27 protein-coding genes and 1 pseudogene are annotated in these 26,176 nt (G+C 44.5%); 1 reads left to right on the top strand and 27 read right to left on the bottom strand.

Features of this window, described 5'->3' with window-relative positions; genetic code table 11:
- From NCY30_RS00140 to NCY30_RS00020, 25 genes and pseudogenes are all read right to left on the bottom strand, one after another.
- Positions 1–399, bottom strand: a pseudogene (locus NCY30_RS00140) (sigma-70 family RNA polymerase sigma factor); the annotation flags it as partial.
- Between the two features lie 83 nt (positions 400–482).
- Positions 483–908, bottom strand: a complete 426-nt coding sequence (locus NCY30_RS00135) for a sigma-70 family RNA polymerase sigma factor (protein WP_000323895.1) — start codon at positions 906–908, stop codon at positions 483–485.
- A 94-nt stretch (positions 909–1,002) separates the two neighbouring features.
- Positions 1,003–1,512 carry a sigma-70 family RNA polymerase sigma factor gene (locus NCY30_RS00130; RefSeq protein ID WP_105116765.1) on the bottom strand — a complete coding sequence of 170 codons (510 nt, stop codon included), beginning with the start codon at positions 1,510–1,512 and terminating at the stop codon, positions 1,003–1,005.
- Between the two features lie 490 nt (positions 1,513–2,002).
- On the bottom strand, positions 2,003–2,173 hold the full coding sequence (locus tag NCY30_RS00125; RefSeq protein ID WP_004614788.1) for a cysteine-rich KTR domain-containing protein: 171 nt from the start codon (positions 2,171–2,173) through the stop codon (positions 2,003–2,005).
- Positions 2,174–2,227: 54 nt separating this feature from the next.
- Complete coding sequence (gene tet(O), locus NCY30_RS00120; protein ID WP_000691758.1) at positions 2,228–4,147, bottom strand: tetracycline resistance ribosomal protection protein Tet(O); 1,920 nt, start codon at positions 4,145–4,147, stop codon at positions 2,228–2,230.
- Between the two features lie 366 nt (positions 4,148–4,513).
- Positions 4,514–4,891 (bottom strand): TnpV protein, encoded by a 378-nt coding sequence (locus NCY30_RS00115; RefSeq protein WP_055182591.1) that lies wholly within the window; start codon positions 4,889–4,891, stop codon positions 4,514–4,516.
- A gap of 101 nt (positions 4,892–4,992) precedes the next feature.
- Positions 4,993–5,337, bottom strand: a complete 345-nt coding sequence (locus NCY30_RS00110) for a TnpV protein (protein WP_055182593.1) — start codon at positions 5,335–5,337, stop codon at positions 4,993–4,995.
- Complete coding sequence (locus tag NCY30_RS00105; RefSeq protein WP_250818349.1) at positions 5,334–8,327, bottom strand: DUF4368 domain-containing protein; 2,994 nt, start codon at positions 8,325–8,327, stop codon at positions 5,334–5,336. The genes NCY30_RS00110 and NCY30_RS00105 overlap by 4 nt, the downstream gene beginning before the upstream one ends.
- Entirely contained in the window at positions 8,324–8,824 is a 501-nt protein-coding gene (locus NCY30_RS00100) for a PcfB family protein (protein ID WP_002570687.1), read from the bottom strand. Before NCY30_RS00100 ends, NCY30_RS00105 begins: the two co-directional genes overlap by 4 nt.
- An 86-nt stretch (positions 8,825–8,910) precedes the next feature.
- Complete coding sequence (locus NCY30_RS00095) at positions 8,911–9,330, bottom strand: DUF4313 domain-containing protein (RefSeq protein WP_055658165.1); 420 nt, start codon at positions 9,328–9,330, stop codon at positions 8,911–8,913.
- Positions 9,331–9,342: 12 nt separating this feature from the next.
- Positions 9,343–9,654, bottom strand: coding sequence for a DUF5720 family protein (locus NCY30_RS00090; RefSeq protein WP_025487374.1), 312 nt, complete (start codon positions 9,652–9,654; stop codon positions 9,343–9,345).
- A gap of 22 nt (positions 9,655–9,676) precedes the next feature.
- A complete protein-coding gene (locus NCY30_RS00085; RefSeq protein WP_250818348.1) occupies positions 9,677–10,423 on the bottom strand; it encodes a BRO family protein in 747 nt (248 codons plus the stop codon).
- 34 nt (positions 10,424–10,457) lie between these two features.
- Positions 10,458–11,321: a DUF6017 domain-containing protein gene (locus NCY30_RS00080; protein WP_055194503.1), complete on the bottom strand. Its 864-nt coding sequence runs from the start codon at positions 11,319–11,321 to the stop codon at positions 10,458–10,460.
- A gap of 67 nt (positions 11,322–11,388) precedes the next feature.
- Positions 11,389–11,580: a hypothetical protein gene (locus tag NCY30_RS00075; RefSeq protein ID WP_005335946.1), complete on the bottom strand. Its 192-nt coding sequence runs from the start codon at positions 11,578–11,580 to the stop codon at positions 11,389–11,391.
- A 23-nt stretch (positions 11,581–11,603) separates the two neighbouring features.
- Positions 11,604–11,879, bottom strand: coding sequence for a DUF5720 family protein (locus tag NCY30_RS00070; RefSeq protein WP_250818347.1), 276 nt, complete (start codon positions 11,877–11,879; stop codon positions 11,604–11,606).
- 12 nt (positions 11,880–11,891) lie between these two features.
- Complete coding sequence (locus NCY30_RS00065; protein WP_055290218.1) at positions 11,892–12,818, bottom strand: ParB/RepB/Spo0J family partition protein; 927 nt, start codon at positions 12,816–12,818, stop codon at positions 11,892–11,894.
- On the bottom strand, positions 12,775–13,596 hold the full coding sequence (locus tag NCY30_RS00060; RefSeq protein ID WP_055228680.1) for a ParA family protein: 822 nt from the start codon (positions 13,594–13,596) through the stop codon (positions 12,775–12,777). Before NCY30_RS00060 ends, NCY30_RS00065 begins: the two co-directional genes overlap by 44 nt.
- Positions 13,597–13,715: 119 nt before the next feature.
- Positions 13,716–15,434 carry a 23S rRNA (uracil(1939)-C(5))-methyltransferase RlmD gene (gene rlmD / locus NCY30_RS00055; RefSeq protein ID WP_250818346.1) on the bottom strand — a complete coding sequence of 573 codons (1,719 nt, stop codon included), beginning with the start codon at positions 15,432–15,434 and terminating at the stop codon, positions 13,716–13,718.
- A gap of 83 nt (positions 15,435–15,517) precedes the next feature.
- Positions 15,518–16,447, bottom strand: coding sequence for an NYN domain-containing protein (locus NCY30_RS00050; protein WP_006428897.1), 930 nt, complete (start codon positions 16,445–16,447; stop codon positions 15,518–15,520).
- A 190-nt stretch (positions 16,448–16,637) separates the two neighbouring features.
- A complete protein-coding gene (locus NCY30_RS00045; RefSeq protein WP_006428898.1) occupies positions 16,638–16,883 on the bottom strand; it encodes a hypothetical protein in 246 nt (81 codons plus the stop codon).
- A gap of 150 nt (positions 16,884–17,033) precedes the next feature.
- Entirely contained in the window at positions 17,034–19,280 is a 2,247-nt protein-coding gene (pcrA, locus tag NCY30_RS00040) for a DNA helicase PcrA (RefSeq protein WP_044920762.1), read from the bottom strand.
- 28 nt (positions 19,281–19,308) lie between these two features.
- Positions 19,309–19,746: a DUF3783 domain-containing protein gene (locus NCY30_RS00035; RefSeq protein WP_044920765.1), complete on the bottom strand. Its 438-nt coding sequence runs from the start codon at positions 19,744–19,746 to the stop codon at positions 19,309–19,311.
- Between the two features lie 221 nt (positions 19,747–19,967).
- A complete protein-coding gene (locus tag NCY30_RS00030; protein ID WP_006428901.1) occupies positions 19,968–21,869 on the bottom strand; it encodes an ABC transporter ATP-binding protein in 1,902 nt (633 codons plus the stop codon).
- Between the two features lies 1 nt (position 21,870).
- The gene (locus NCY30_RS00025) at positions 21,871–23,616 is read right to left on the bottom strand and encodes an ABC transporter ATP-binding protein (protein ID WP_250818345.1); all 1,746 of its coding nucleotides are present in this window, start codon (positions 23,614–23,616) and stop codon (positions 21,871–21,873) included.
- A gap of 66 nt (positions 23,617–23,682) precedes the next feature.
- Complete coding sequence (locus tag NCY30_RS00020) at positions 23,683–24,135, bottom strand: MarR family winged helix-turn-helix transcriptional regulator (RefSeq protein WP_022415378.1); 453 nt, start codon at positions 24,133–24,135, stop codon at positions 23,683–23,685.
- 218 nt (positions 24,136–24,353) lie between these two features.
- Here NCY30_RS00020 and NCY30_RS00015 point away from each other — a divergent pair, with 218 nt between their 5' ends.
- Positions 24,354–24,992, top strand: coding sequence for a DUF1836 domain-containing protein (locus NCY30_RS00015; protein WP_055180155.1), 639 nt, complete (start codon positions 24,354–24,356; stop codon positions 24,990–24,992).
- A 31-nt stretch (positions 24,993–25,023) separates the two neighbouring features.
- Here the strand turns inward: NCY30_RS00015 and NCY30_RS00010 are convergent, their stop codons facing one another.
- Positions 25,024–25,338: a YerC/YecD family TrpR-related protein gene (locus NCY30_RS00010; protein WP_022415376.1), complete on the bottom strand. Its 315-nt coding sequence runs from the start codon at positions 25,336–25,338 to the stop codon at positions 25,024–25,026.
- A gap of 64 nt (positions 25,339–25,402) precedes the next feature.
- Positions 25,403–26,059, bottom strand: a complete 657-nt coding sequence (locus NCY30_RS00005; RefSeq protein WP_250818344.1) for a phosphatase — start codon at positions 26,057–26,059, stop codon at positions 25,403–25,405.
- Between the last annotated feature and the right edge of the window lie 117 nt (positions 26,060–26,176).

The raw sequence follows: 26,176 nt of genomic DNA, 5'->3' as shown, positions 1-26,176 counted from the left end.
AGCGGTGCAATGCTCCATAGCGGCGATTTGGTAAAAATTGAACTCATACTCGTAGTAGAGCAGGAAACGCCGCCTTTGTATCTCTGGAAGGCTCCCAACCGCCTTATAGAGCGTTTCATTCCGTTCTTCCTCAACCATGCGTTCATCAAGGCTCTTAGGCACACGCAACGCCCGTCTGTAAAGGGTTTCGTCCCATACCTCGTTAAACTCCCTGTGCCGCTCGTCCCATTAGAAAAGATTCCTGTTCCTGCGCTCCATCTGCCGAAACTCCATAAAGAACTGTTCCGACACTTCCAACTCGTGGGATTTGCCCTGCCCGTCCTTAAAGCTGATAAAATACCTTGTGCCGCTTTCCGTGGATTCCTCCCGAAGCGTGTATGCCTTAACCCTGTATGCCATCCTGTTGTCCTCCTGCAAAAAATGAGTGAGGGGATTTCCATCCCTCACCCAGTAGCCCGCAGGATGGCAGGCTGTTTTAGAAGCTATAAAATTTTCCGCAGCTTCTTCCGCAGATGGTCTAACCTCGCATAGATGGCACCAGTCGTCAAATGCACAAGCGGGGCAATCTCCTTTGTGGAATACCCCTGCATTTTCAGCAGGACGATTTTCAAGGTACGCCCGTCCACCGTGACTAATACTTGATAGAGATTTTCGCTCTCAATCTCTTCCAGTAACTCCGCAACCGTACCCACTTCCGCCTGCCGCTCCCTGCCTGCCATGTCCTCAAGATATTCCGCAACGTCATTCGTCCATCGGTAAAACCGCCTGTTGGAATTGAAGTCTGCCCTGTCCGCCATGCGTATCTGCTCAATGGTCGCTTCATCAACGCCGCACTCACGCAGCAGCTTTTCCTCCGCTTCTTTCCAGATACGCCATTTCCTGTCCTCCCGTCCGTGGTTGTATGCCATTCTTACTTCCTCCAATCAGAATTGATTGAGAGGGCAGAGAAAAGCCCCCTCATCTTCCCAAAGGAAAAAACAAGGGGGCTGAACGCCTTAAATTTTAATTTTCTATTATCTTTCTTAGTTTTATTAGGATTCTGGCTTTGCGTTTGTTTACAACGCTCTGGGTTATGCCCAACCTCGCCCCGACTTCACGCTCGGAAAGTCCGTCAAAAAAGATTGCCTGTATCAGCTCCTGTTCACTATCCGACAGCAAAGGCAGGGCGGCTTTCAGCCTGTCCACCATGACCGCATTGACAACGGTTTCTGCAATGTCCACCGCTTCATCAGTGATAAAGTCCAGAGGATTCCCCTCGCTGTCCGTAAATCCGTCGAGAGATAGCAGTCTATTCTTTGTATCTAATTTTTGCAGATAACGCCACCGTTCCTTGTCACGGTAGAAGTCTGTGTATTGCTCCCTCACGACTTCAAGCAGACAGCCTTGAATGGGGATAAACAGCTTGTCCATATAGGTCTGGTCGGATTCCCTGCAACGGCAGAACTCCGTGTAGGATAATTCCACATAGCCGCCACTTTCTCTGATATATACCTTTCTTGGTGCATATTTCACCATAAATACCTCCCATCTGAATTTTTGAAATGTAAAAAATCCAGATGGAGAGGCGGAGAACGACACCGCATATCAGAAACAGCCCTACGGCACTTTCCAACAAAAATCGACAAAAGAAAAACCGCAAAGGCTCTGTGACCTTTACGGTTATAGGAAATAGTAATTCTATTGTATGGAGATTGTACTTCTACTTTCAAGGTGAGAAGTACCGTTGCACTGGCAGAAATTTTTTTAACTGGTTTCCTGCCGTTCTCTGATATGCTATGTATTGATAAATTTTGCTTCGTATGAGCAGATAGATAACTGCCCGAAAAAAGGACATAAAAAAATCCCTCCAAATTTAAAAACAAATTCAGAGGGTAATTTAGGGTATAACAAAATAACCCACCCGAATATCGTTTTTTTTATTTGGTGAGTTTGTTCTTTCAAATACGAAACAAAAAGAGCCGATGATTCGTGAATTGTTCCACAATTTCATCGGCTCTGCGTCTTAAGCGTCTGGCTCTTTGATGACAGTTATCTTCAAGTTGTCAACTTTAATCAATCTTTCTTGTCTGCATTTTGGACAATAAAGGGGATAATTCTCCAAAACAGTGTCCTTCCTAATTTTATTACGGGTTTTGCTCCCACAAACAGGACACAATATCCATTCGCATTTCATCATAATTAGTCTCTAATCCTTTCAAATCTCATTTTATATGACTTTTGCAAGCTGTTAAGCTAACTTGTGGAACATATGCCGAACCTTATCTATACGGCTATTCGGGCGGCGGGGTTGGCAAATAAATTTACCAATAGCTGGCTGGTATCCTTTTAACTCTGTCAAGCAGACTCCCTGCCCATTTGTGAAATAAGTTAAATCGTTCCTGTATTCTTGAATACATCTAGCAGGGATTTCTCCTTTCAGAATGACCTCGTCATTCTTTATCTGAGTACTTACAATATCTGCACAATACCTTGGAGCATCATGATACGCCCGTGAGAGATATTCCTGCGGTGCATAAATTTCAAAGTGGAGATATGGCTCTAATAGTTCTGTCCCTGCTTTTTTTAAAGCCTGCTCCAATACGATAGGGGAAAGCAGCCGAAAGTCTGCGGGGGTACTTACAGGACTATAATACAATCCATATTCAAAACAGATTTTACAGTCTGTCACTTTCCATCCATACAGCCCCTGCTCGCAGCCATAAAGAACCCCCTCCATAACCGCATTTTGGAACGATTGATTTAAATATCCAAGTGAAACTCTGCTTTCATACTGCACTCCGCTTCCAATAGGGAGCGGCTCTATGGACAACCCGACAGAAGCCCAGAAAGGATTTGGCGGGACTTCTATGTGGATGGTATATTCTGCTTTTCTAAGCGGTCTTTCCATATATATAACAGTAGGCTCTTTTATTTCTGCCTCCACATGATATTTTTCCTCAAGGATGGCACAAATGACTTCCATCTGCACATTCCCCAAAAAAGAAAGTATAATCTCATGCGTTGTAGTATCCACATAATATTTTAAAAGAGGGTCGCCATCTGAAATTTCTGTAAGTGCCCCAAGCAATATTTCCCGCTGTTCAGATTTCTTTACTGCAATCGTTGTTTGGAGCATAGGGAGAGGATTTTCAATAAATTTTCTCTGCGGCAACAGTATTTCGTTCCCCAAAATACTGTTTAGCTGCAAAACATCATTTGGTAAAATTACAATATCACCAGAGCAGGCTGTATCGGATGAATATAATTCACCGTTTGTCGGAACACACATCTCTGTGATTTTTATTTTCTCTTTTTCAGATATTCTAATAACATCCCTCAAATGCAATGTTCCGCTATATATACGCACATAAACAAAACGCCGCCTTTTCTCTGAATATTCAATCTTAAAAACCTGCCCGCATAGTTCAGATTGACCTTCAGGCGTTGATGAATAAAATTTACTGGCAATTACTTCTATAAGCTGCCGAATCCCCAGATTGTTTTTAGCGCTTCCGTGATAAACGGGAAATAACGTTCCGTTTTGGAATCTCCTGTTTTCTTCCTGTTCCAGTTCTGACATTTTAAACGGTTTCCCTGACATATATTTCTCTAATAGTTCATCGTTTCCCATAATTACCGCATCCCACTGTTCCATATCGTCATTGTCCGTTACATTTATATGGGGATGCTGCCCAACCTTTTGCTTCACTATAATTTCCGAAGAAAGCTTTGCTTTCATTTCCCGATATACCATTGGCAAATCAATCCCCTCTTGGTCAATTTTATTGATGAAAAAAATTGTCGGAATCTTCATTATCTGTAGTGCATGAAACAGTATACGGGTCTGTGCCTGTATGCCATCCTTTGCAGAAACTAATAATACTGCTCCGTCTAATACGGATAAAGAACGGTATACTTCCGCCAAAAAATCCATATGGCCTGGCGTATCTATAATGTTGACTTTTACATCCTCCCACTGAAAAGATGTCACTGCTGTCTGGATAGTGATTCCCCTTTGACGCTCCAAATTCATTGTATCTGTCCTTGTTGTGCCTTCATCTACGCTCCCTAGTTCTGCAATTGCACCACTGGTATACAATAAACTTTCCGTTAATGTTGTCTTTCCTGCGTCAACGTGAGCCAGAATGCCTAAGTTAATTATTTTCATGTGATTTTCCTCCTATCAACACCCAAAAAAGGGCATAAAAATACCCAGTGATAAATACTCCTATCACTGGGTAAATAACTCCAATAGCCCCAAAACACTTATATGTTTTCGGGCATATAAAATTACATGATAAAAGTATTCTTAAACTGGGTACAAAAAACTAAGCCCCATATTAAAAGTGAAACGGGACTGCTACTTTTTGTTCCCACTATCAAATTGACAGTTTATTTAAGAATACCTTGCCGCATATTTATTAACTCCTTGTATAATACTGAATCTAATTATATTCCTTAACCCTTTATTTGTCAAGCTGACAAACTAAAGCAGAAAAAGCGGCAGGATTTCCCCCTGCCACTAATCATCTGTTTATGCAAAAATAATTTCCTTTTCCACAATCTCCCTCGCACAAGCCCTTATGTTATTGAGGCATCCTGTCCATTCTAAGGCGTTTTCTGCCTTTAGCTGTTCCGTTATGCCCTGTGCCTGTTTCATACCCTCTATGAGCCTTTCAAAGCGTTCCTGTGCCTGTCTGTTGATGTCGGCAAGGTAGGCGTTTAGCCTGCCGCTTGTAAGAAGATTGGTGTATGTAACTTTACGGTACTGTTTTAGATAATCTAAATGCCGTTGCCCCCAGATGCCTATTGCCTGTTCTTCTTCGGCGGGTACAGTTAAGCACGGTATCAAATAATCCCCTTGCCTTTCGTATTTGCCGCCCAGTTCCTCAAATAATGATTTGTTGCTCACTTTTCGTATTCAAATTATACCATAAAACTTGTGAACAATTCTACCGCAACTTTGGAATATATGAGAAAAGTCCGGACAGTTTTCTGCCCGGACTTCCTCGCTCAATCATAAATCAATTCCGCTTTCACAATCTCCTCTGCCTGTGCCTTGCAAGCGTTCATCTGCCGCACCCATTCCATTTGATTATCGGCTTTCAGTTGCTCGGTCACGCCGTACTGCTTTGCCAGTTGCGGCACGATCAGCTCCATTCGGTTTTGTGCCGCTTCGTCAATCTCGGCGCAATGCTCAAAGAGCCTATCGGATAGCACCAGCTCATTGAACAGTATCGGGCGGTGCATTTCCAGATACGCCTTGCGGAGTCTGCCGTAGTGTCCGAGGGGCTTTGTCTTGCGGATAATGATGTTCGGGATAAGATAATCACCGTTCTGTGTGTAAGTGATATTCATGCTGTTTGTACTCCTTTCATCGGCTCTCTCTGCGGTAAACTGCTGACGGGAACGAACACTCCCTTTGCAATGTCCTCTGCACGAATGGCGGCTTTCTTGGCTTCGATTTCCGCCTTTTTTCTCCCCTTGATTTTGTCCTCGTATCGCTTCTGTGCTCCGCTGGCTTTCCGTTTCAAGTAGTTCTGATGAAGCCTGTCCTTGCGTTCCTCACGCTTGCGGATTTCCTCCAATTCCTCCGGGGTCAGCTCCACTTCTCCAAACGTCGGGGGAACGAATCGCCCAACGAAATTGAAGTAAATCTCGACCTCCTGTGTGGTCTGTATACTGCCTTTACGGTCACGCTCATGCACAAGGATTTTCTCGATGAACTCATTGAGCATGGCAATGGTCAGCTTGTCGAAGTTCTCGTATTTGTCAATCAGAGCGATAAAACGGTCAGCGTTCTTTTCGTGCGTTTCATAGCTCTTGACTGCCTTTTCCAGAGCAGAGATTTCAGCGGTAAGCTCGGACTGTTCCTTTGCGTATTGAGCGTCCAGAGTGGCGTATCTGCTGTCGGACAGCTTTCCTAAAATGTTGTCCTCATAGATTTTGCAGAGCAGGACTTCCAGCTCGGAAATCCTCTGCTTAGCGGCAGCAAGGCGTATGCGCTGTTTCTTAACTTCTGTTGTTTGCTGGCTGGACTGCGCTTCCTGCACCACACGGACAAACTCGGCTCGGTCGAGCTTTGCATATTCGGCAATGGCTTTGAGCATTTCGGAAACAAGGGACAGTACCACATCTTCATTGATACGGTGCTGGGTCTTGCATAGCGTTCCGCAAGGAACTTTGGTGTACTGTGAGCAGGTGTATTGAGAAATGCGCTTGCCGTTGTTGGTGCGGTGGACATACATCTTGCCGCCGCAATCGGCACAATAAAGCAAGCCTGTGAGGGGAGCTGCTTCGCCCCAGCCGTCCGGGTAGCGTCTGACATTCCCACGGATTTTCTGCACAAGGTCAAAGGTCTGCTGGTCAATGATAGGCTCATGGGTATTCTCGAAAATTGTCCATTCGTCCTCCGGGACATAATGGCTTTTCTTGTCCTTGAAGTGCTTTCGGGTCTTGAAATTGATGGTGTGTCCCAGATATTCACGCTTTTCAAGAAGGTTGCAGATGGTGGAAGAACCCCAGCCGTACACATCTTTGAAAGTCTTATTCTTGTTCACGCCCTCGCCGTGCTGGGCAAGGTAAGCGGACGGAATGAGGACTTTTTCTTCTTTCAGCTTGCTGGCGATCTGATACGGACCGTAGCCCTCAATCGTCATGGCAAAGATGCGCTTGACCACATCAGCGGCTTCGGGGTCAACCAACCATTGGTCTCTGGCTTCGTTCCAGAGATAGCCGTAAATGACCGTGCCTGTAAGGTGCTTGCCGGACTTGCCTTTGGACTGGAAAGTGGAACGGATTTTACGGCTGGTATCTCTGGCGTAATACTCGTTCATAATGTTGCGGAAAGGGGTAAAATCATCGTCCCCTCTGGCACTGTCTACGCCGTCATTGATGGCGATAAGGCGAACGCCACGCTGACGCAGGATTTCCATAATCTGACCGACTTTCAGATAGTCACGACCCATGCGGCTCATGTCCTTGATACACAGGTACTCCACATTCCCGGCTTCCACTTCTTTCATCATTGCCAAAAATCCGGGACGGTCAAAGCAAGTACCACTAATGCCATCGTCCGTGAAATGGACAATGTTCGTAAACCCCTGCCGTGCGGCGAACTCCTCCAACATAGCTTTTTGATTGGAAATGGAATTGCTCTCACGCTGTTGGTCATCATCTTTGCCGAAGTCATCACGGCTCAGTCGTTCGTACAGAGCTGTGATTTTCTCGTTTTTTCTCATAACTTGTGCTCCTTTCTTCGGTTTTAGGTTGTGTGTTCTAAGAGACTTCCCAACCGCTTGATTAAGAAGTCTTTTAGAGCATACAACACCGGCGGCCAGCTTATATTTTTTATACTGACGCACCGCAAAGTGGTTTGGCTTCTCGGCTTCCAGTGCATCAAACATCAGGTCTACGGGATTTTTGAACTCCTCGTCATCCTCCCGGACTTCCATGGCGTTGATGAACTCGATGAGGGTGGAGAAGTTTTGCTCCTCCACTGGAGCTTCATAGTGGATATATCCAATCAACGCGCAATACAGCAATGTTTCCGCCTTGACCCAGAAATCGTCTCCGGCCTTGCCTTCGCCTTTGGTATTGGCAATCAGCGTTGTTACCAGCTTCAAGATGTCCTTTTCGCTATGGATATAGGCGAAAGGGTTATAGTGCATGGACTTCTTGAAGTTGATGGTATTTAGGACCTTGATTCGGTACGGCTCATAAATGACCTTGCCGCGCTTATCCTTCATGGGCTTTCCGTCCTTCCCCAGCTTGGGCGCACCCCTTTGGAGCATTTTTCCGCACTCCACCAAAATGGTTCCCTTCGGGTCAGTCACGACGTAGCTGCTGTGCATCTGCATCAGATTTGGTTTGAGCCAGAAACGGGTCTTACCGGAACCGGAGCCGCCGATCACCAGCACATTTTTGTTTCTGGCGGTCTTTGGGTCCTTGGGGCGGCTGTTCATGGTCAGGCTCTCGGTTTTTGTGAGAATGACATTGTTCTGGAACACCGGGTCGATGTAGGGAGCAATATCCTCACGGATTCCCCAACGGGCAGAGCCATACTCCATGCCGTGACGGTACTTCTTGGCGTTTTTACTTTTGAGATACACCGCCAGACGCAGGCCAGCACCGCAGCACAGCCCCGCCAGCAGATCCAACGGGTGCAGGCTGGGCCAGAAACTTTGCAACGCCCCAGGCAGGACAGCAAACAGGGAAAGGAATTTCTCCGAAGCATTTGCCCCCTGAGCCAGTCGCCATGCCTCCCCGAAGTTGGTAGCAAACAGCCCCATCAGGAGATAGGGCAGGTTCAGCAAAACGAGCTTTTTGATGTCAAACTGCTTTTTCATCGTTCCAGCTCCTTTCGCTTGGTGCGGTCCACCACGGCATTTTTGACCATCTCTTTGAACTGACTGAGTTTTGCCAGCACAGACGGGCGTTCCGTTTTCTCGGCCTTCTTGACCTTTTTGCTGGTGTACTCGGTAAATGCAGCAGTCAGCGCATCGGCGTCACGGCCTTTGAAAAAGATCAGGTACTTGGGTGGGGAGCTACTGCGGTCTTTCTTCACCGCATAATCCACACCATATTTCCGGGCGATTTTCTCAAACTCCTTGATAGAGGGGTCTGTGATCTCAATGTTGGATATTCCCTGATTCTGACCAATGAGCTGCTTAACGGTCTGTTTGCCGTGAGGTGTCACAGGAGCGTCACGGCTTCTCTGCTTTTGCAGCTTCTTTTCCTTGCAGTGGGCCATGTACTTGCTAATGGCGGCTTTGAGCAGCCTGCCAGTGAACTTTGTTCCGCTAACAACCAGTGTTAAAGTCCTATTTTCCACTTCTTCCTGCATTTTCATCGCCTCCTTTCCACAAAATGTGCAGGGGTGGTGCATTTCTTTCTAAGGCGGGACCACCAGCCGCCGGAGGAGGTATTTTTTCATCGCTCCATCCCGCGGCTCTTTTTCTTTACCGGCTTCTTATCCGGCAGATTCCACTCTTTCCGGAACTCTGCCACACCTTTGGGGTCAAATGCCTTCAGCTTCTCCAGATCAAAGGCAACAGCAGAATATTTTCCATAACCGGACTGAACCTGATAGGGAAGCACCTTCCCCAATTTGTTCTCTTTGATGAATCGCAGCAAATCCTTGCTGATGTCACCGGAAATAAACGCCTCTCCGGGGTCCAGGGAATATCCTGGTAGGTTCACCGTCATATCTGCAAACGCCTCTGCTCCATCTTCTGTATGGGTAATCATGCCGATATAAAGCCGCTGATTATTCGCATACATTCCAAGTTGCAGCGATATGGTTTCTTCCCCATATTCCCACTTAAAGGGTACTTTCTTTTCCTCATTCATATCGGATTCCTCCTATCGTATCTGTTCTTTGTGGTCATAAAACAAATCTCCATTTCTGACCTTTGCATGGCTGAGAATCTTGATCTGCCCATTTGCCTGACTGTCCAGAGCTTTTTCATAGCCTATATCTGACAAAAACAGGCGGGTGCGTTCTCCTTTCCAGCCAACCGGGGAGTCATGCGTCAGTACATCAAAAATAATCATGTGCCGGGTGTTCTCCGCAAATCGCTGGAGATCCATGTAGTCATGACCGTGATAGTTCTGCGCCCCGGCTTTCTGGCGCATTTCCTCCATCAGCTGCCCGATTGTTTTGCCTTCCTGCATAAAACCCACTTCCTTTCCGTTCTTATGAGACCAGCAAGATCATCTCCCGCAGCTGAGCAAAGTAGAGCTTTCCCTTTGGCGTAACCAGCGTGTAGGAGCCGGTATGCCCGTGATTGCAGTAGTCTTTCACACAGAACAGCCCCGTATTTTTCACATTGGCATAGGGCAGCACATTGCCGGATGCTGTGCGGTACACAAACCGTCGTTCTATCAGAAACCGAACAAACCGGCGCTCCGGGACATCCAACTCTTTGGCGGTTGTCCTGAGATTGGTGCTGTACTTTAAGTCGATGAACAGGTCATAGAAAGCGGCTTTGCCCTCCAGCTGTGCATTTTCCTTACGCAGAGAAATATTTGCTTCACGCTCAGCCAACAAGTCTGAGCAGAGCTTCATCAGAGCCTCCGGGGAAGTAGCTACCTCCCAAAGCTTCTCTCTTGTGAGATAGGCCCCGTGCTTGCGAATGGTAGGCAGAACCTCATCGAATACCCACTGTTCAAACTGTTCTGCCGATGGCAATTTGCTGTGAACAATCAGGCGGTACAAATCTCCTTCGGGGATAAAAGTCATACTGATTTTGCGGTCGGGGCTTTGTGGGTGAGGTGCGTCGCGTTTCACGACATACCTACAATGGCGGATAATTGCATCGCGGGAATTGCTGTACCCCAGCGCAGCGGCCACATCCGTTCCGCAGAACAGGTATTTGCCGTTTTCTTCGATGACCCGGATACTGCCAAACTCCGGGTTTTTGAAAATTTCCATCTGGTTCATGTCGTGCCTCCTTTGGCATGATAAAAGGCGGCCTTTACCAGCCGCCTGCGTGCATATCGTGGTTGACCAATGAAGTGAAGTGATTATTCATGGTGGTAGGCGCATTGAACAGCACCGCAAGCAGGTACTGCTTCATGTTGCGTACCTGGGTGGTGTTCTTTTGCAGACAGTCCATGACAAACTCGATGTGGGAGCTGTCCAGTTTCAAAAAACGGGAACGCACGATCTCGTGAGGAAAGTCTGCCCCAGAGATCCGGGTGGTCTTTCGTCTGGCACAGACCGTTTCTACCAACAGCTCTACGATCTCATTCAGGTCATCCAGGTAGAGAGGATAACGCTGCTTCAGACAGTCATACTCGATATTCTCCAAAATCAATTCCCGATAATTTTCTATCTCTGTGACAGACATCGCATCTCTTCCTTTCCGTTCCGGCGGTCTTGCCGCCGCTGTTTCCCGGAAGGGAATGGAATCGGTACTTGATCCATAAGTAATTGATTTTTCTGTATTTGATTTCTCTATATTTAATTCTGCGGGCTTTTCCGTATCCGGTTTATCCATATACGGGTTTTCCGTATCTGGTGAATCCGTATCCGGTTTTCTAAGCTGTGGCTGCTCGTATATGACATACTCTGTATCGCTGATGCGTCCCTGCCGGTCACGCAGCTTGTGCCGCACAATGTAACCGGCAGCCTCCAATTCCCGCAACGCAGCGCCTATGGCATCCACGCCCTCCTTACAGATCTTTGCAAGACCACGGGTGGTGTAATTCCAGTCTTCTGGCAAAGACAGCATCATGGAAAGCAGCCCCTTGGCTTTTAACGACAGGTTTGCATTTCGTAAATGATGATTGCTCATCACGGTATAATCACGGGTCCGTTCAATACGAAAAACGGCCATCGACCTCACTCCTTCCGAATTTTGGGTACAAAAAAACCGCAATCCTCATTCCAAAGAATTGCGGTGTTCAACACTTTTCAAATTTTCTTGCATAGAACCAAAACAGCGGCTTTCGAGGACGCGCCTCTGTAAATGGCTCCTCCTGGGCGAAAGGAAGTGTTTGCATCACTCGGTCAATATCCGTTGAATCCATGTCATGCTGAGATTTGCAATCTTCCCGGATTGCTTCTTGAATTTCCTTTACCGTACACATAGTCATTCCTTTCCTTTCGTTGTATGGGTTTATGAGCGGCGGCGTTTTCCCGGTTTGAAATCGAGGATATGTCCCTCAATCACACGAGCGTGACGCTTGATCTTAATCTCCCGGCGCTGCTGGCTTTGCAGGGCAGCCTGATACCCGTCCTCGGTCAAAAACAGCCGCATTTCCTCTCCGGGGCTGCCGTAAGCTGTGCTGGGACGCAGGACGGAAAACTCAATCATCCAGCGGGTGTTATCCCAAAACCTCTCTACGGCGAGAATGTTGTGTCCTTTCAGCTCACGGGCTGAAATATCCCTCATAGGCGGCTCCTTTCATCGTTCCTGATCTCTCTGACGCTTTTTCTGCCATGCCTCCAGCAGCTTGATGATGGTTTCCTGCATCCGCTGGGGCGTATAGCTTTTAGGGAAATACTTTCGCAAGGTGTCAGAGGTAAATGTCACTCGGTCCAGATCGCTTTTCTTTTCCTCACCCATGATGACACGCATCATATCGAGGGTCAGATGCCCCTCCTGACTGTATTTTTTGAGCCGCTGAGCTTGAGAAAGAGAAGGGGTAGCCTGTTCGCTGTCCATGGCATCCAGCAGGTCTACCTGTTCCTCCTTTTTGAGAAAGGACAGCTCATAGGCAGGGTTCAGGGCAATCTTCTTTTCATCCACCATATCCATCAATTCAGGAATCAGCTCTGTCAGACGGATATAGCGCTGAACTTGATTTCTGCTTGAACCAGCCTGCTGAGCCAATATTTCATCGGCTCTCAACTTCGTCCCAACTTGGGACGAAGTTAAATCAACTCGCTCTCCCTGATGTTTCATGGCATCCAGCTTCATCTTGTAGGCAAATGCTCTTTCACTGGGGAGCAGACTTTCTCGTTGCAGGTTGCTGTCAACCATAATGATCGTGGCGGCATCATCATCCAAATCCCGAACAATGACCGGCATGGTCTCCTTTTCTGCCAGCTCACTGGCTCTGTGCCGCCTGTGTCCGGCTACCAGCTCATAACCGCCCTCCGGGTCCGGTCGAGCAATCGCCGGAACCAGAACGCCATACTGCTTGATACTGTCTGCGGTCTCCATCATGGCTTCGTCATCCTTGACTTTGAATGGATGCCCTTTGAACGGATGCAGTTCCGACAGCGGGATTTCTACTACTTTTTCTCTCTGAGCATCGGCACGGCTCTCCTCCGTAGAAAACAGATCATCTACCGATGCCAGTTCTACTTTTTTCGCGCTGCTTTTCAAGTTTCAACACCTCCTTCGTCAGATTTCGATACCCCTCTGCCACCTTACCGCCAGGGTCATGGACGAAAATGCTTTTTCCCTCTGCGCTAATTTCCTTTGCACGGACAGAGTGTGGAATCTCCGTTCCAAAGACTTTGATTTTACTTCCATAGGTGTCCCGCAGCAAAGCAGCAATCTCTTTGGCAAAGTTGGTGCGGTTATCCACCATCGTCAGCAGTATACCGTCAATCTGGAGCTTTGGATTGATCTGCCGTTTTACCTTGCTGACCGTAGATAAAAGCTGTTCCAGTCCTTTGGCGGGCAGATACTCTGCCTGAACGGGAATTATGATCCTGTTCGCAGCCGCCAGCGCATTGACCGTAAGCATCCCCAACGAGGGCTGACAGTCAATCAGGATATGGGAATATTGTCCCTTCAGTGTGTCCAGATATTGCCGTAAAACCGTTTCACGGCTCATGGCGTTTACCAGAGAAACCTCCATACCGGAAAGCTGAATATCCGCAGGCATCAGGTCAACGCCTTCTGCATGATGCAGAATACCTTCTCCGGGGCGTATAGGCTGATCCATCAGAATTTTGCCCATTGCATCCGACAGTGTAAATGGCAGCTTGTCCGGTTGCGGATTTCCCAAGCTGATTGTCAGACTTCCTTGTGGGTCCCCGTCGATCAGAAGCACTTTCTTTCCGGCCTGTGCCAGACCTATTCCCAAGTTCGCACAGGTTGTTGTTTTGCCAACGCCGCCTTTCTGGTTGGCGATGGCGATGATTTGCGTGTTCAAATAAACCTCCTCCTTCTACAAAAAATATCCCTATTCCGAAAAATAGGGATGAAAAAAGCCGCTTACTCAAATAAATGAATAAACGGCTATGTAAGAAATATTCGATTGTAAGTAAAGTTTTATATCACTGCAAAATAACGAAGTGCATCTTTGATTGCTTCTACCTTTTCTGGTGTCGGATGTTTCCTCGGCTGTTTCAATTCTTCTACCGCATTAGGAGCATCATACATCGGCAATCCCAAATTTCGCTTTACCTCTGCGATATATGCGGTATGTACCTTGAAGCCGTATTTCGCTTCTATGTACTCCTTAATCATTTTGTAGGTCACTTTTTCTTTGGGCTTGTACGCTTCGGCTCTTTTAGCAATACTATCTACCGGAATCTTGCCCTCGCCCTCTCCAAACTCCACATCAATGTGGATATAACTGTCGGCTTTTTTGTGGGACAAAAGAACTACCGTCTCCACATGATAAGTTCCCGGGAACAAATCCACCCCGCTGATCTTCTCCACTTTATATCCACGTCCCTGTATCATCTCCAGATCCCGTGCCAGACTGGTCGGTTTGCATGCAATATATACCAGACGTTCCACGCCGAAATTCAGGATCTTCATAAGTGCCTTCGGATTCACGCCGTCTCTCGGTGGATCGAGCATGATCAGATCCGGAACTTCGCCCAGTTCATCAATGACTTTCAATACATCGCCTGCCCAGAATGTACAATTGTCCAGATTATTTAACTTCGCATTTTCTTTTGCTGCCTCTACCGCTTCTTCTACAATCTCCACACCAACCACTTTCTTCGCAACCGGTGCGAGGATCTGTGCGATCGTTCCTGTTCCACTGTACAGATCGAAGACAACTTTTTCATTCGTATCTCCGATGTATTCTCTGGCTGTCTCATACAAGACTTCCGCTCCCAGCGAATTAGTCTGGAAGAATGAGAATGGTGTGATCTTGAATTTTAATCCAAGTAATTCCTCGTAGAAATAATCCTGTCCGAACAGGACTTCTGTTCCTTCGTCTTTTACGACATCTGCAAGGCTGTCGTTCTTTGTATGCAGGATTCCGACCAATGTTCCATCAAAGTTCATTGCTGTCATCTTTTCCAGCCATGCATCCTTAAATGTCTGGATTTTTTTCATTGCCTCTGCTGGGTCAACTCCGAGTTCTGCCGTATCGGATGCTGTGACCAGATCCACCAGGATTTCTCCTGTCTTTACTGCTTTTCTTACCAGCAGGTGGCGGAAATATCCGACATGACGCATGCGGTGATAATATGGAAGGCCTGATTCTCTGGCACATTCCAGTGTACATGCAAGAATTTTCCTGTAATCTTCATCTACAATCTGACAATCCGTTACATTAACAATATCATGAAAACTTCCTCTTTTGTGCATGCCAAGTGCCAGCGGTCCGTCTTTGTATTCATCTCCGAATGAGAATTCCATCTTGTTACGGTATTCGGATCTGACCGGACTTGGTTTGATGCCTTCCCAGATATATTCACCATTTACCGCTTCATCCATCATCTTTTTCACCTGCTCATTTTTCATCGCAAGCTGCTCCTCATATGGAAGATTCTGGTACGTACACCCTCCGCACTGACCGAAATGTGGACAGGCTGACGGGATCTCGCTTGCTGACGGTTCCACCACTTCTAAAAGGCGTCCCTCTGCCTTTCCTTTCCGGATCTTATTCACAGAAAATCTTACTTTCTGTCCCGGCACGCCGTTCTTTACGACTACCCATCTGTCTTCTTCCGGCACGTATATGCGCCCTTTATTTGGAAATTCCACGGATTCTATAATTCCTTCGTATACCTGTCCTTTTTTCATATATATCCTTTCTGCTGTAACTCTTTTTCTATTCTCTTATTTCAAATCATCTACTGTTCCGGTATTCTATAAAAGCTTCCATATTATCCTTTATACACGGCCTTCAGTATCGTTCCTTCCTGCTCTACCCGTACATGTTTCAGACTCTTCACATACTGGTTAAACTGGGAATATCCATAATCGCGAATTTTAAAATCTTTGTATTTCTCATACATTTTATTACCAAGTGTACTGAGTTCTACTCCTGCTTTTCCGGCTTTTTTTACGATCTGCACAACATAGCTGTCAATATTTTCCTTCAGATCCTGATCTTCTCTTAAAGTAACAGACACAATGTTGCCATGCTTTACCATCTGTATCCTTGTAAATTCTTCTAGGAATTTGGACAACATATTATATCCGTAACTACGTACATCAAAATCCGGATACAGACTTACCAATCGGCTTCCAACTTCGCCCAGTCCAGTCGGCTTGTTAATATCCTGGTTTTCAATGATCATCTTGATGATCGCATCTTCAATCTTCTCCTTGCTACGTTTGTCATGTGATGTCTCATTCTTTGTGGTTCCAGGATTCTGTTCACTCATCAGATTTTCTAAGATTGTAAATTTATCACACGCTTTTCGAAATGGCTCCGGCGTCTTATTCTCTCCCATACCGATGACCATCTTTCCACTTTCTCTTAATCTGCTTACCAGCCTTGTAAAATCGCTGTCACTGGATACGATACAGAAACCGTCGACATCATTGGTATACAAAATATCCATTGCGTCAATGATCATAGCCGAATCAGTTGAGTTCTTCCCCTGTGTATAGCTAAACTGCTGGATCGGCGTGATTGAATTCGTTAAAAGTTCATCCTTCCAACTCGAATGCTGCGTGCTGGTCCAGTCTCCATATATTCTTTTGTATGTAATAATCCCGTATTTTGACAACTCTGTCAATATTGGTTTGATGTATTTTGCTGATACATTATCCGCATCGATCAGCAGTGCATAACACTGTTCTTCCATTCTTTCCCTCCCGTTACTTATTTATATATCTATATAACCTTGCCTTTTATTTTATATGTTCATAGATTTATATCTTCGGATTGTATTGGATTGCACTCGAGACCGCAAGAGAAAAGCAGGCCAGTCGCCTTTCTTATATCAGATCGGTTTCTAACCTGCTTCTTTCTTCACTTATTCATTCGCCCGGTTCTTATACCTGATCGTCATCATCGAAAAAGTCATCGTCGAAATCATCATCATCGAAATCGTCTTCGAAATCTTCCAGATAATCCGGGGTGAAGAAACAATATACTGCATAAGCGATTCCTGCAACTGCAGCTACAGCTCCAACTAATGCCAGGATCCAGAGTACGGTCTTGCCGTGTTTGTCCTCTTCTTTTTTATTCATCAGTTCGCTAAGCTTGGATGCTGCAATAATATCTTCTACTTTACTCATGCTTCCACGTCCTTTCCTCTGCTCTTTTGGCAAATCAATTCTGCGTTTATTATATCACTTTACATGATGTATTACTACTTATTTTTTTTAGATTTTTATTCTGAAATCTATACACATTTTTCTAATTGTATGTAATATTTTATCTGATTTCTACACTTTCTGAAGTCTGGCAAATGCTGCAAACATCTTTTTCGTTCCCGGTCCGTCAAAATCAACGGTGACTTCATAATCTCTTCCGCCTTCCGTGATCGCAGTCACGGTTCCTTCTCCGAATTTGATATGTTTCACACGGTCCCCGACTCCGTAAGGAAGCTTTCCGCCCTTCGGTGTACCGAACTGCTGTACCGGCTTCGGTGCGGTAAATGCTTTGGTCTTGAAAGCTTCTTTTGCCTGCATGAAAGAAGTCTTCACTCTTACCGGTTCGCTTTCTTCTTTCTTCTCTTTCTTTGTGGACGGTCCTGTTTCCAGAAGTTCTAACGGAATCTCTTTTAAGAAACGGGACATTTTCTTATACTGCGTCTCGCCATGCACCATACGTTTTCTTGCGCAGGTCAGAGTCAGATCTTTCTCAGCTCTTGTGATTCCCACATAGCAGAGACGTCTTTCTTCTTCCAGTTCTGCCGGATCGTCGGCTGTGATCGTCATGTAGCTTGGGAACAGACCATCTTCCATCCCTGCCAGATATACATGTGGGAATTCCAGACCTTTCGCACTGTGCAGTGTCATCAGTACTACATAATCCGTACTTTCGTCCAGACTGTCGATATCTGCCACCAACGCTACATCTTCAAGGAAACCGCTGAGTGTCGATGCCTCATTCTGTGTCTCACAGTTTTCTTCGTAAGCTGCAATCTTGTTACGGAGCTCGTCTATGTTTTCGATTCTTGATGTTGCTTCTTCACTTTCACATTCATGGATCAGCGCATCGATATAGCCAGTTTCTTTGATGACTTCTTCCATCAGTTCGGATACACTCATATCCTGTACATCATTTTTGAAATGCTCAATCATCGCAACAAATGATTCCAGTTTTGCCTGTCCTCTTCCGATGTTCGGGATCAGATCTACAGCCCGGAGTGCGTCATAGAAACTGCATTCTCTGGATGATGCATATTCCTGCACACGGTTGATACTTGTCAGTCCGATACCGCGTTTTGGAACATTTACAATTCGTCTGACAGCCAGATCGTCTCTTCCGTTATCAATCGTCTTAAGATACGCAAGAAGATCTTTGATCTCACGTCTCGCATAGAAGTTCACGCCGCCGATGACTTTATATGGAATACTGTCACGGACGAAACGTTCCTCGAACATACGGGACTGTGCATTGGTACGATAAAGTACTGCATTATCTTTGTAACTGCAAAGTTCTTTATTGACATGACGTCTGATGTCCCCGGCTACATATTCTGCTTCTTCATAAGCAGAATCGAACTGGCGGAACTGGATCATATTTCCATCTTCGTTCTCTGTCCAGAGAGTTTTTTCTTTTCTTCCATGATTGTTCCGGATCACGGCATTGGCAGCATTCAGGATATTGCCGGTAGAACGGTAATTCTGTTCCAGTTTGATCACCTTGGTATCATCAAATACATGTTCAAAATCCAGGATGTTCTTAATGTTCGCACCGCGGAATTTATAAATGGACTGGTCATCGTCGCCAACCACGCACAGGTTACGGTACTTGGATGCCAGCAGATGGATTAGTTCGAACTGTACTGTATTCGTATCCTGATACTCGTCTACCATGATATAACGGAAACGCTCCTGATAATATTCCAGTACATCTTTCTGCGTCTGGAAAAGCTGCACCGTCTTAAACAACAGATCGTCAAAATCTAACGCATTATTTGAACGGAGCTGTTTTTCATATTCTTCATATACTTCTGCAATTTTTTTCCGGCTGTAATCCCCTTCTGCACGCATTCTGTATTCCTGCGGTGTCACCAGTTCATCCTTTGCTTTGGAAATCTCTGACAGCAGTGCTCTTTCCCGGAACATCTTCGTATCAACCTGCAGAAGCTTGCAGACTTCACGCATCAGTGTCTTCTGATCATCACTGTCGTAAATCGTGAAGTTGGTATCGTATCCAAGCAGATCAATATGGCGTCTTAAGATACGCACACACATGGAATGGAAGGTACTTACCCAGATGCTTTCGGAACCGTAGCCGACTAATTTATCGACACGTTCCCTCATCTCTCCTGCTGCCTTATTCGTAAATGTGATCGCCAGGATATTCCATGGATTCACCTGCTGCTCTTCGATCAGATAAGCAATCCTGTGCGTCAGCACTCTGGTCTTCCCGGATCCCGCACCAGCAAGGATCAGAAGTGGTCCTTCGGTATGGAATACGGCTTCTCTTTGTTGTTCATTTAATGTATCGTATATACTCAATCTTATAGTTTCCTTTCTTTCCGGTTTTCTATTCTTCTTTTTTCTTTCCGGCCTGTTCTGCTTTCGTCATGGATTCATGTTCTCTTTTTACTTCTTTATAAAGAGCCGTTGATGTCCAGTTCTGGTTCTTTGCAGTAACGATTGCCTTTAGCGGAATCTGTACTTTTTCTTTTCTCATCTGGAATAATAACTTATCCAGTGTCTGATTGTCTGCCAGCAGCATGACAATCATCTCTTCTTCAAAATCTGTCATTTCTTCATTTTTTGCATTGTCTGTCCCGGAAGTTTCTTCCACAGATGCTTCTTCCGCCACTTCTTCTTTCAGTCCGGTCAGTACTCCGATTGTTTTAGAATACTCTTCTTTTTCTACATATTTTACACGAAATCCAAGAAAGCTTCCCAACATCCCGATCTTTCTGCCTTTTTTCGTGCCTTTCAGATTATAACATAACATGATTGATCTCATATGCATTCTACCTCTTTTCGAATGTCTGTTTCCATTATAGTGATTTTAGGTGTGTTCTGCAAGGCACATTTTAAATCCTTACGAATACATGACACTACAGAAAACCTGCCCCTGGCAGCTCTTTATGAACGCATGGCGATAAAAAGCTTCCTTCCGGATCATAAGATTTTTCTTATTTTCCCAAAGGAAGCTCTTTTATTTTTCTTTATTTTTTTATGTTCTTATGCGCTGATCGCATTTCCCGTATACAGCTGATAATATCTGCCTTTCTCTTCGATCAGCTCATCATGTGTACCTCGCTCTATGATTCTTCCCTGCTCCAGTACCATAATGCAGTCGGAATTGCGGACCGTTGATAATCGGTGGGCAATGACAAATGTTGTTCTTCCGTGCATCAGCTTATCCATACCATCCTGTACGATCCGTTCTGTTCTGGTGTCGATGGAACTGGTCGCTTCATCGAGGATCAGTACCGGCGGATCGGCGATGGCTGCTCTCGCAATGGCAAGAAGCTGGCGCTGTCCCTGGCTTAAGTTCGCTCCGTCTCCGGTCAGCATCGTATCATAACCATCCGGAAGCCGGCGGATAAAGCTGTCGGCATTGGCAAGCTTTGCTGCTGCCACGATCTCTTCATCGGTCGCATCCAGTTTGCCAAAGCGGATATTGTCACGCACCGTTCCGGTGAATAAATGTGTATCCTGCAGAACGATTCCAAGTGAACGCCTGAGATCTGCTTTCTTGATCTTATTAATATTAATTCCATCATAGCGGATCTTACCGTCCTGAATATCGTAGAAACGGTTGATCAGATTGGTAATCGTCGTCTTACCTGCACCGGTCGAGCCGACGAAAGCAATCTTCTGTCCCGGTTTCGCATACAATTTGATACCATGCAATACAATTTTCTCATCATTATAGCCGAAATCCACGCCATTGAATACAACTTCACCTTTGACTTCCACATAATCCACACTGCCATCATTCTGATGTGTATGTTTCCATGCCCAGCGCTCGGTTCTTTCTTCACACTCTGTGAGCTTTCCGTCTTCTTCTTTCGCATTGACCAGTGTTACATAGCCTTCATCCAGCTCTTCTTTTTCATCCATCAGACGGAAGATACGATCAGCCCCGGCCATTGCCATAACGATTGCATTCATCTGCATACTGATCTGATTGATCGGCATACTGAAGCTCTTATTAAATGTCAGGAAACTCGCCAGTCCTCCAAGCGTAAATCCTCCGACTTTTCCAAGTGCCAGCACACCTCCGACGATCGCACAGATTACATAACTGATATTTCCAATCTGTGCATTGATCGGTCCTAAGAAGTTGGCAAATGTATTCGCTCTGTCTGCGCTGATATATAACTCATCATTCAGTTTCTTGAAATTCTGCATATTCTCTTCTTCATGACAGAACACCTTTACGACCTTCTGCCCGTTCATCATCTCTTCGATGTAACCGTTCACAGTTCCCAGGTCTTTCTGCTGTTTTGCAAAATATGCCCCGCTCTGTCCTGCAGATTTCTTCGAACAGAATACCATGATTCCGACCATGACCATCGTTACGACAGTAAGCGGGATGCTTAAGATCAACATACTGATAAATACACTGACGATCGTAATCCCACTGTTTAAGAGCTGTGGCATACTCTGGCTGATCATCTGTCTCAATGTATCGATATCATTCGTATATACCGACATGATGTCACCATGTGCATGGGTATCAAAGTATTTGATCGGCAGCTTTTCCATATGTGAAAACAGATCATTTCTTAAGTTACGGAGTGTTCCCTGTGTCACATTTACCATCAGACGGTTATAACCGAACGTTGCAAGTACACCCAGCGCATAAAATGCTGCCACTTTGGCGATCGCATGTGCAAGCGGTGTAAAGTTCGGATTATCCGATAATAAAAATGGTGTAATATATTCGTCGATCAGGTTCTTCATGAACATCGTTCCCTGCACATTACAAAGTACGCTGACAACGATCAGTACTACGACACTGATGCAGTGGAATTTATAGTCTTTCAATACATATTTCATAAGGCGGAGGAATAATTCACCCGGATTTTTTACCTGTGATTTCATTCCTCTCGGCTGTCTTCCCGGTCCCGGCATCTTATTCCCCCTCCTTCTCGTCAAAATCGCCACCACTGGTCTGTGATTCATAGACTTCACGGTAGATATCATTCTGTTCCAGTAATTCTTCATGTGTACCGAATCCATTGACCTTACCGTCTTCCATAACGATGATACGGTCCGCATCCTGTACACTGGAGATTCTCTGTGCAATGATCAGTTTCGTCGTATCCGGAATCTCTTCACGGAATGCTCTCCGGATCTTCGCATCCGTTGCGGTATCTACCGCACTGGTACTGTCATCCAGGATCAGTACTTTGGGCTTCTTAAGTAATGCTCTTGCGATACAAAGTCTCTGTTTCTGACCTCCGGATACGTTGCTTCCGCCCTGCTCGATATAGGTCTCATATCCTTTCGGGAAACGGTCGATGAACTCATCCGCACATGCAAGTTCACACGCGTGTCTGCATTCTTCCAGAGTTGCCTCCTTGTCTCCCCAACGGAGATTATCAAGGATTGTTCCAGAGAACAGCACGTTATTCTGTAAGACTACTGATACCTGATTACGAAGCACTTCTATATCATAGTCTTTGACATTTTTGCCACCAACCAGTACTTCGCCTTTCGTCACATCGTAAAGACGGCTGATCAGGTTAACCAGACTCGTCTTGGCACTTCCTGTTCCTCCGATGATTCCGATTGTCTCACCGGAACGGATCTTCAGATCAATATCTTCCAGTACCGGTTCGTCACTGTCCTTTTTATACGCAAAGTCCACATGACGGAATTCAATACTTCCGTCTTCCACTTTCATGAACGGATGTTCCGGATTCTTAAGATCACTCGTCTCATTTAACACTTCGGAGATACGTTTCGCACTTGCCATACTCATTGTGATCATAATGAATACCATGGAAAGCATCATCAGGCTCATCAGGATATTCATACAATATGTAAGAAGACTCATCAGTTCTCCTGTCGTCAGGGAATTACTTGCGATCATCTTTGCTCCGAACCAGCTCACTAACAGGATACACGTGTATACCGCTGTCTGCATCATCGGGGCATTGAATACCAGGTTTGTCTCTGCTTTTACAAAAATGTTATAGATATTCTCACTTGCTCTTCTTAACTTGGATGTCTCCTGTTCCTCTCTTACATATGCCTTTACGACACGGATCGCAGATACATTTTCCTGTACAGACTCATTCAGGTCATCGTACTTTGGAAATGCCTGCTGGAAATATTTTGTCGCATGGCTCATGATCAGGAATAACAATATTCCAAGAATAATAACCGCTACAAGATAGATGCATGCAAGTCTTGCATTGATCGTAAATGCCATGACCATCGCACAGATCATACTTGCCGGTGCTCTGGTGAACATACGCAGAATCATCTGGTATGCATTCTGTATATTGGTTACATCTGTTGTCATTCTGGTTACAAGTCCCGCCGTGCTGAATTTATCAATATTCGCAAATGAAAATGTCTGAATATTGTTAAACATCGCCTCTCGTAAGTTTCTTGCAAATCCTGCCGATGCTTTTGCACCGTATCTTCCGCCCATCATTCCGGCGAATAATCCGATGGCCGCTGCAACGACCATGATCCCGCCGACCTTGTAAATATGCTGGATGTCCCCGGCATTGACACCTTTATCGATGATCGATGCCATCAGAAACGGGATGATCATCTCCATCAATACCTCAAGGATCATAAAGAGCGGAGTTGCAATGGATGCTGCTTTGAATTCTTTGATCTGTTTTGCTAATGTCTTAATCATTCCATTTACGCCCTTTCTGTTTCATTTATTGTTTTATAGTTACATTTATAACTCCGATTTTCCGGATTACCTGACTTCATATTTCTTCACATTCTGATTGATCCGGTCTAATACCTTATAAAAAATATGAAGTTCTTCTTCTGATATTCCTTCGGAAAGCTCTTCTTCGATATGCTCCACAATATCTTCAAAAGATTCCTGGCTTGCAATCCCTTTTTCTGTCAGGATTACTTTTTTTAACCTGGCATCCTGTTTTACCGATTCTCTTTTTACGAATCCCTTCTTTTCCATTAATTGGATCAGATTCGTAACCGTAGATCTCCCTACTGCAAATCTTTGTTCAATATCCTTCTGAAAAATATCCTGCTCCCGGTTCTCATACAGATACCGTATGATCCAGCCATGCATCATCGTCACTTCATCCACTCCGGATTTTCTGACATGTGCTGACAGATTTCTTGACAGTTTCAGATCCGTACAATGAATTTCCGGGCCAATCTTTCTGTCTTCTTCTTTCACATTACCATCCTTTCTCTATTTGTCAAAAAATGTTTGCTTTCGAATTGTTCGTTATCAAATTGTTTGCTTTCAAACATATTTTATCATCATACTTAAGAATGTCAACACTTTCCACAAATTTCAGAAAATTTTTTCAACATTTTTCCCTTTCTGTATTCAAAAAAATGCTTGCTATCTAGTTTTCAAAACTATATAATAATTACATTGAGGTGATAAGAATGACAATAGACACAAAAGATATGCTGAACAGCATTTTATCAAGCATCTCACGAATTGATTACGTGAGGCCGGATGACATTCCGAATATAGATTTGTACATGGATCAGGTTACTACCTTTATGGAAAAAGAACTGGCATCCAGTAAACGCCACGAAGATGATAAGATTCTTACCAAGACAATGATCAATAATTACGCCAAGAATAATCTTCTTCCACCACCGGTGAAGAAAAAGTATTCCAAAGAACATTTACTGGTAATGATCTTTATCTATTATTTTAAGAATTTTCTTTCTATTAAAGATATTGAAACCATGTTAACACCTATTACAGATAAATACTTCGATACCGACAAAGATTTTGATATCACTTCTATTTATAAAGAAGTATGTGAACTGGAAAAATCACGGATTCCGGAATTCGAAAAAGAAATCATCCGTTCCTATAATACTTCAAAAAAATGCTTTGTCGAGGTCCCGGAAGATGACAGAGATTCTCTTCAGTTATTTGCATTCATCTGTAATCTGAGTTTTGATATTTACGTAAAAAAACAGATTGTCGAAAAATTATTGGATAATTTCCCCGATCTGCTTCATTCCGAAAAGAAAAATTCAAATAAAGACACGAAAAAAAAGAAATAGGGCACAAGGTCCTATTTCTTTTTTTCACGTCTTATTCTGCTTTTTCTTCTTTGGCTTCCCCAAGTCCAATTCTTTCAAAGACCATATCATATCCGTCATTTCCATAATTCAAGGAACGATTCACACGACTGATCGTTGCTGTAGAAGCACCTGTCTTCTCTGCAATCTCAAGATAGGTTTTGTGTTCTCTTAACATCTTTGCAACTTCAAATCGCTGTGATAATGAAAGTAATTCATTAATCGTACAGATATCTTCAAAAAATGTATAACACTCCTCTTTATCTTCGAGGCTTAAAATTCCCTGAAACAGATAGTCAACTGCCTCTGTTCTGATTTTCTTACTCATAGCATTATCTCCTTTTGTAGCAGATTCATTACTGTTACATTTTAACACACTAAATTCATAAAATCTATAGCTTTTTGCCATATTTTATACAAGCTTTCAATTTTTCCAGTGAAAGATTGGCAATCAGTTCCTCCGGAAAATTTGCTTTCTTCAAGATTTCTTCCGCGTATGGATATTCTGCAATATCTGCATCCACATGAGAATCACTTCCGAGTACGATCATTACTCCCTGTTCTTTACACTCCTTTACCATTCTCAGACAATTCTCTTTCGTATTCTCTCTAAAGCCATCCGGACGCAGTGACGAATTATTTACTTCCAGTAACGTTCCTGTCTTTTTTGCTTTACTTACCAGACGTTTCATATCTACAGGAAATCTTCCGTCATCCGGATGTCCAATGATGTCAACATATGGATTTTCCATAACATTCTCATATGCGGCAGTCACATTCTCTACAGTTCTTTCATCTCTGAAACATGGAATATGAATACTTGCAATTGCGATATCAAGTGTCTTAAGTACATCTTCAGAAAGATCCACTTTACCCTCCGCATTCATAATATTCAGTTCGGTTCCTAATAAAAGTTCAATTCCAAATCTCTTTCTCGGAACAATCTTTAAATTCTGAAAATAGTATAAATGACAGGTCCCTGGCATCTCCGGTGCATGTTCCGTAATCGCAAGGCCTTTTAATCCCTTATCTGCCGCTGCTTTTGCCATTTAGTACCATAAAAGTGTAGTTGTTAGAGAGGAATTAACTCTAACATCTACACTTATTTTATTATAATAAGGGAAGTAGTTGGTATGACATATTGCCATTAGGATTTTCACATCCGT

Source organism: Dorea sp. MB18-49 (assembly GCF_023669465.1).
GTDB classification, from domain to species: Bacteria; Bacillota; Clostridia; order Lachnospirales; family Lachnospiraceae; genus Dorea_A; species Dorea_A longicatena.
The sequence above is the reverse complement of the archived record's forward strand: the minus strand, read 5'-3'. Positions and strand labels throughout refer to the sequence as shown.

Bases quoted from the DNA above. Each gene is read 5' to 3' on its own strand.
- NCY30_RS00135 (WP_000323895.1), bottom strand. From the start codon at position 908: ATGGCATACAACCACGGACGGGAGGACAGGAAATGGCGTATCTGGAAA.
- NCY30_RS00125 (WP_004614788.1), bottom strand. From the start codon at position 2,173: ATGAAATGCGAATGGATATTGTGTCCTGTTTGTGGGAGCAAAACCCGT.
- NCY30_RS00110 (WP_055182593.1), bottom strand. From the start codon at position 5,337: ATGAATATCACTTACACACAGAACGGTGATTATCTTATCCCGAACATC.
- NCY30_RS00105 (WP_250818349.1), bottom strand. From the start codon at position 8,327: ATGAAAAAGCAGTTTGACATCAAAAAGCTCGTTTTGCTGAACCTGCCC.
- NCY30_RS00100 (WP_002570687.1), bottom strand. From the start codon at position 8,824: ATGCAGGAAGAAGTGGAAAATAGGACTTTAACACTGGTTGTTAGCGGA.
- NCY30_RS00095 (WP_055658165.1), bottom strand. From the start codon at position 9,330: ATGAATGAGGAAAAGAAAGTACCCTTTAAGTGGGAATATGGGGAAGAA.
- NCY30_RS00090 (WP_025487374.1), bottom strand. From the start codon at position 9,654: ATGCAGGAAGGCAAAACAATCGGGCAGCTGATGGAGGAAATGCGCCAG.
- NCY30_RS00085 (WP_250818348.1), bottom strand. From the start codon at position 10,423: ATGAACCAGATGGAAATTTTCAAAAACCCGGAGTTTGGCAGTATCCGG.
- NCY30_RS00080 (WP_055194503.1), bottom strand. From the start codon at position 11,321: ATGGCCGTTTTTCGTATTGAACGGACCCGTGATTATACCGTGATGAGC.
- NCY30_RS00075 (WP_005335946.1), bottom strand. From the start codon at position 11,580: ATGACTATGTGTACGGTAAAGGAAATTCAAGAAGCAATCCGGGAAGAT.
- NCY30_RS00070 (WP_250818347.1), bottom strand. From the start codon at position 11,879: ATGAGGGATATTTCAGCCCGTGAGCTGAAAGGACACAACATTCTCGCC.
- rlmD (WP_250818346.1), bottom strand. From the start codon at position 15,434: ATGAAAAAAGGACAGGTATACGAAGGAATTATAGAATCCGTGGAATTT.
- NCY30_RS00050 (WP_006428897.1), bottom strand. From the start codon at position 16,447: ATGGAAGAACAGTGTTATGCACTGCTGATCGATGCGGATAATGTATCA.
- NCY30_RS00045 (WP_006428898.1), bottom strand. From the start codon at position 16,883: ATGAGTAAAGTAGAAGATATTATTGCAGCATCCAAGCTTAGCGAACTG.
- NCY30_RS00035 (WP_044920765.1), bottom strand. From the start codon at position 19,746: ATGAGATCAATCATGTTATGTTATAATCTGAAAGGCACGAAAAAAGGC.
- NCY30_RS00030 (WP_006428901.1), bottom strand. From the start codon at position 21,869: ATGCCGGGACCGGGAAGACAGCCGAGAGGAATGAAATCACAGGTAAAA.
- NCY30_RS00025 (WP_250818345.1), bottom strand. From the start codon at position 23,616: ATGATTAAGACATTAGCAAAACAGATCAAAGAATTCAAAGCAGCATCC.
- NCY30_RS00015 (WP_055180155.1), top strand. From the start codon at position 24,354: ATGACAATAGACACAAAAGATATGCTGAACAGCATTTTATCAAGCATC.
- NCY30_RS00010 (WP_022415376.1), bottom strand. From the start codon at position 25,338: ATGAGTAAGAAAATCAGAACAGAGGCAGTTGACTATCTGTTTCAGGGA.
- NCY30_RS00005 (WP_250818344.1), bottom strand. From the start codon at position 26,059: ATGGCAAAAGCAGCGGCAGATAAGGGATTAAAAGGCCTTGCGATTACG.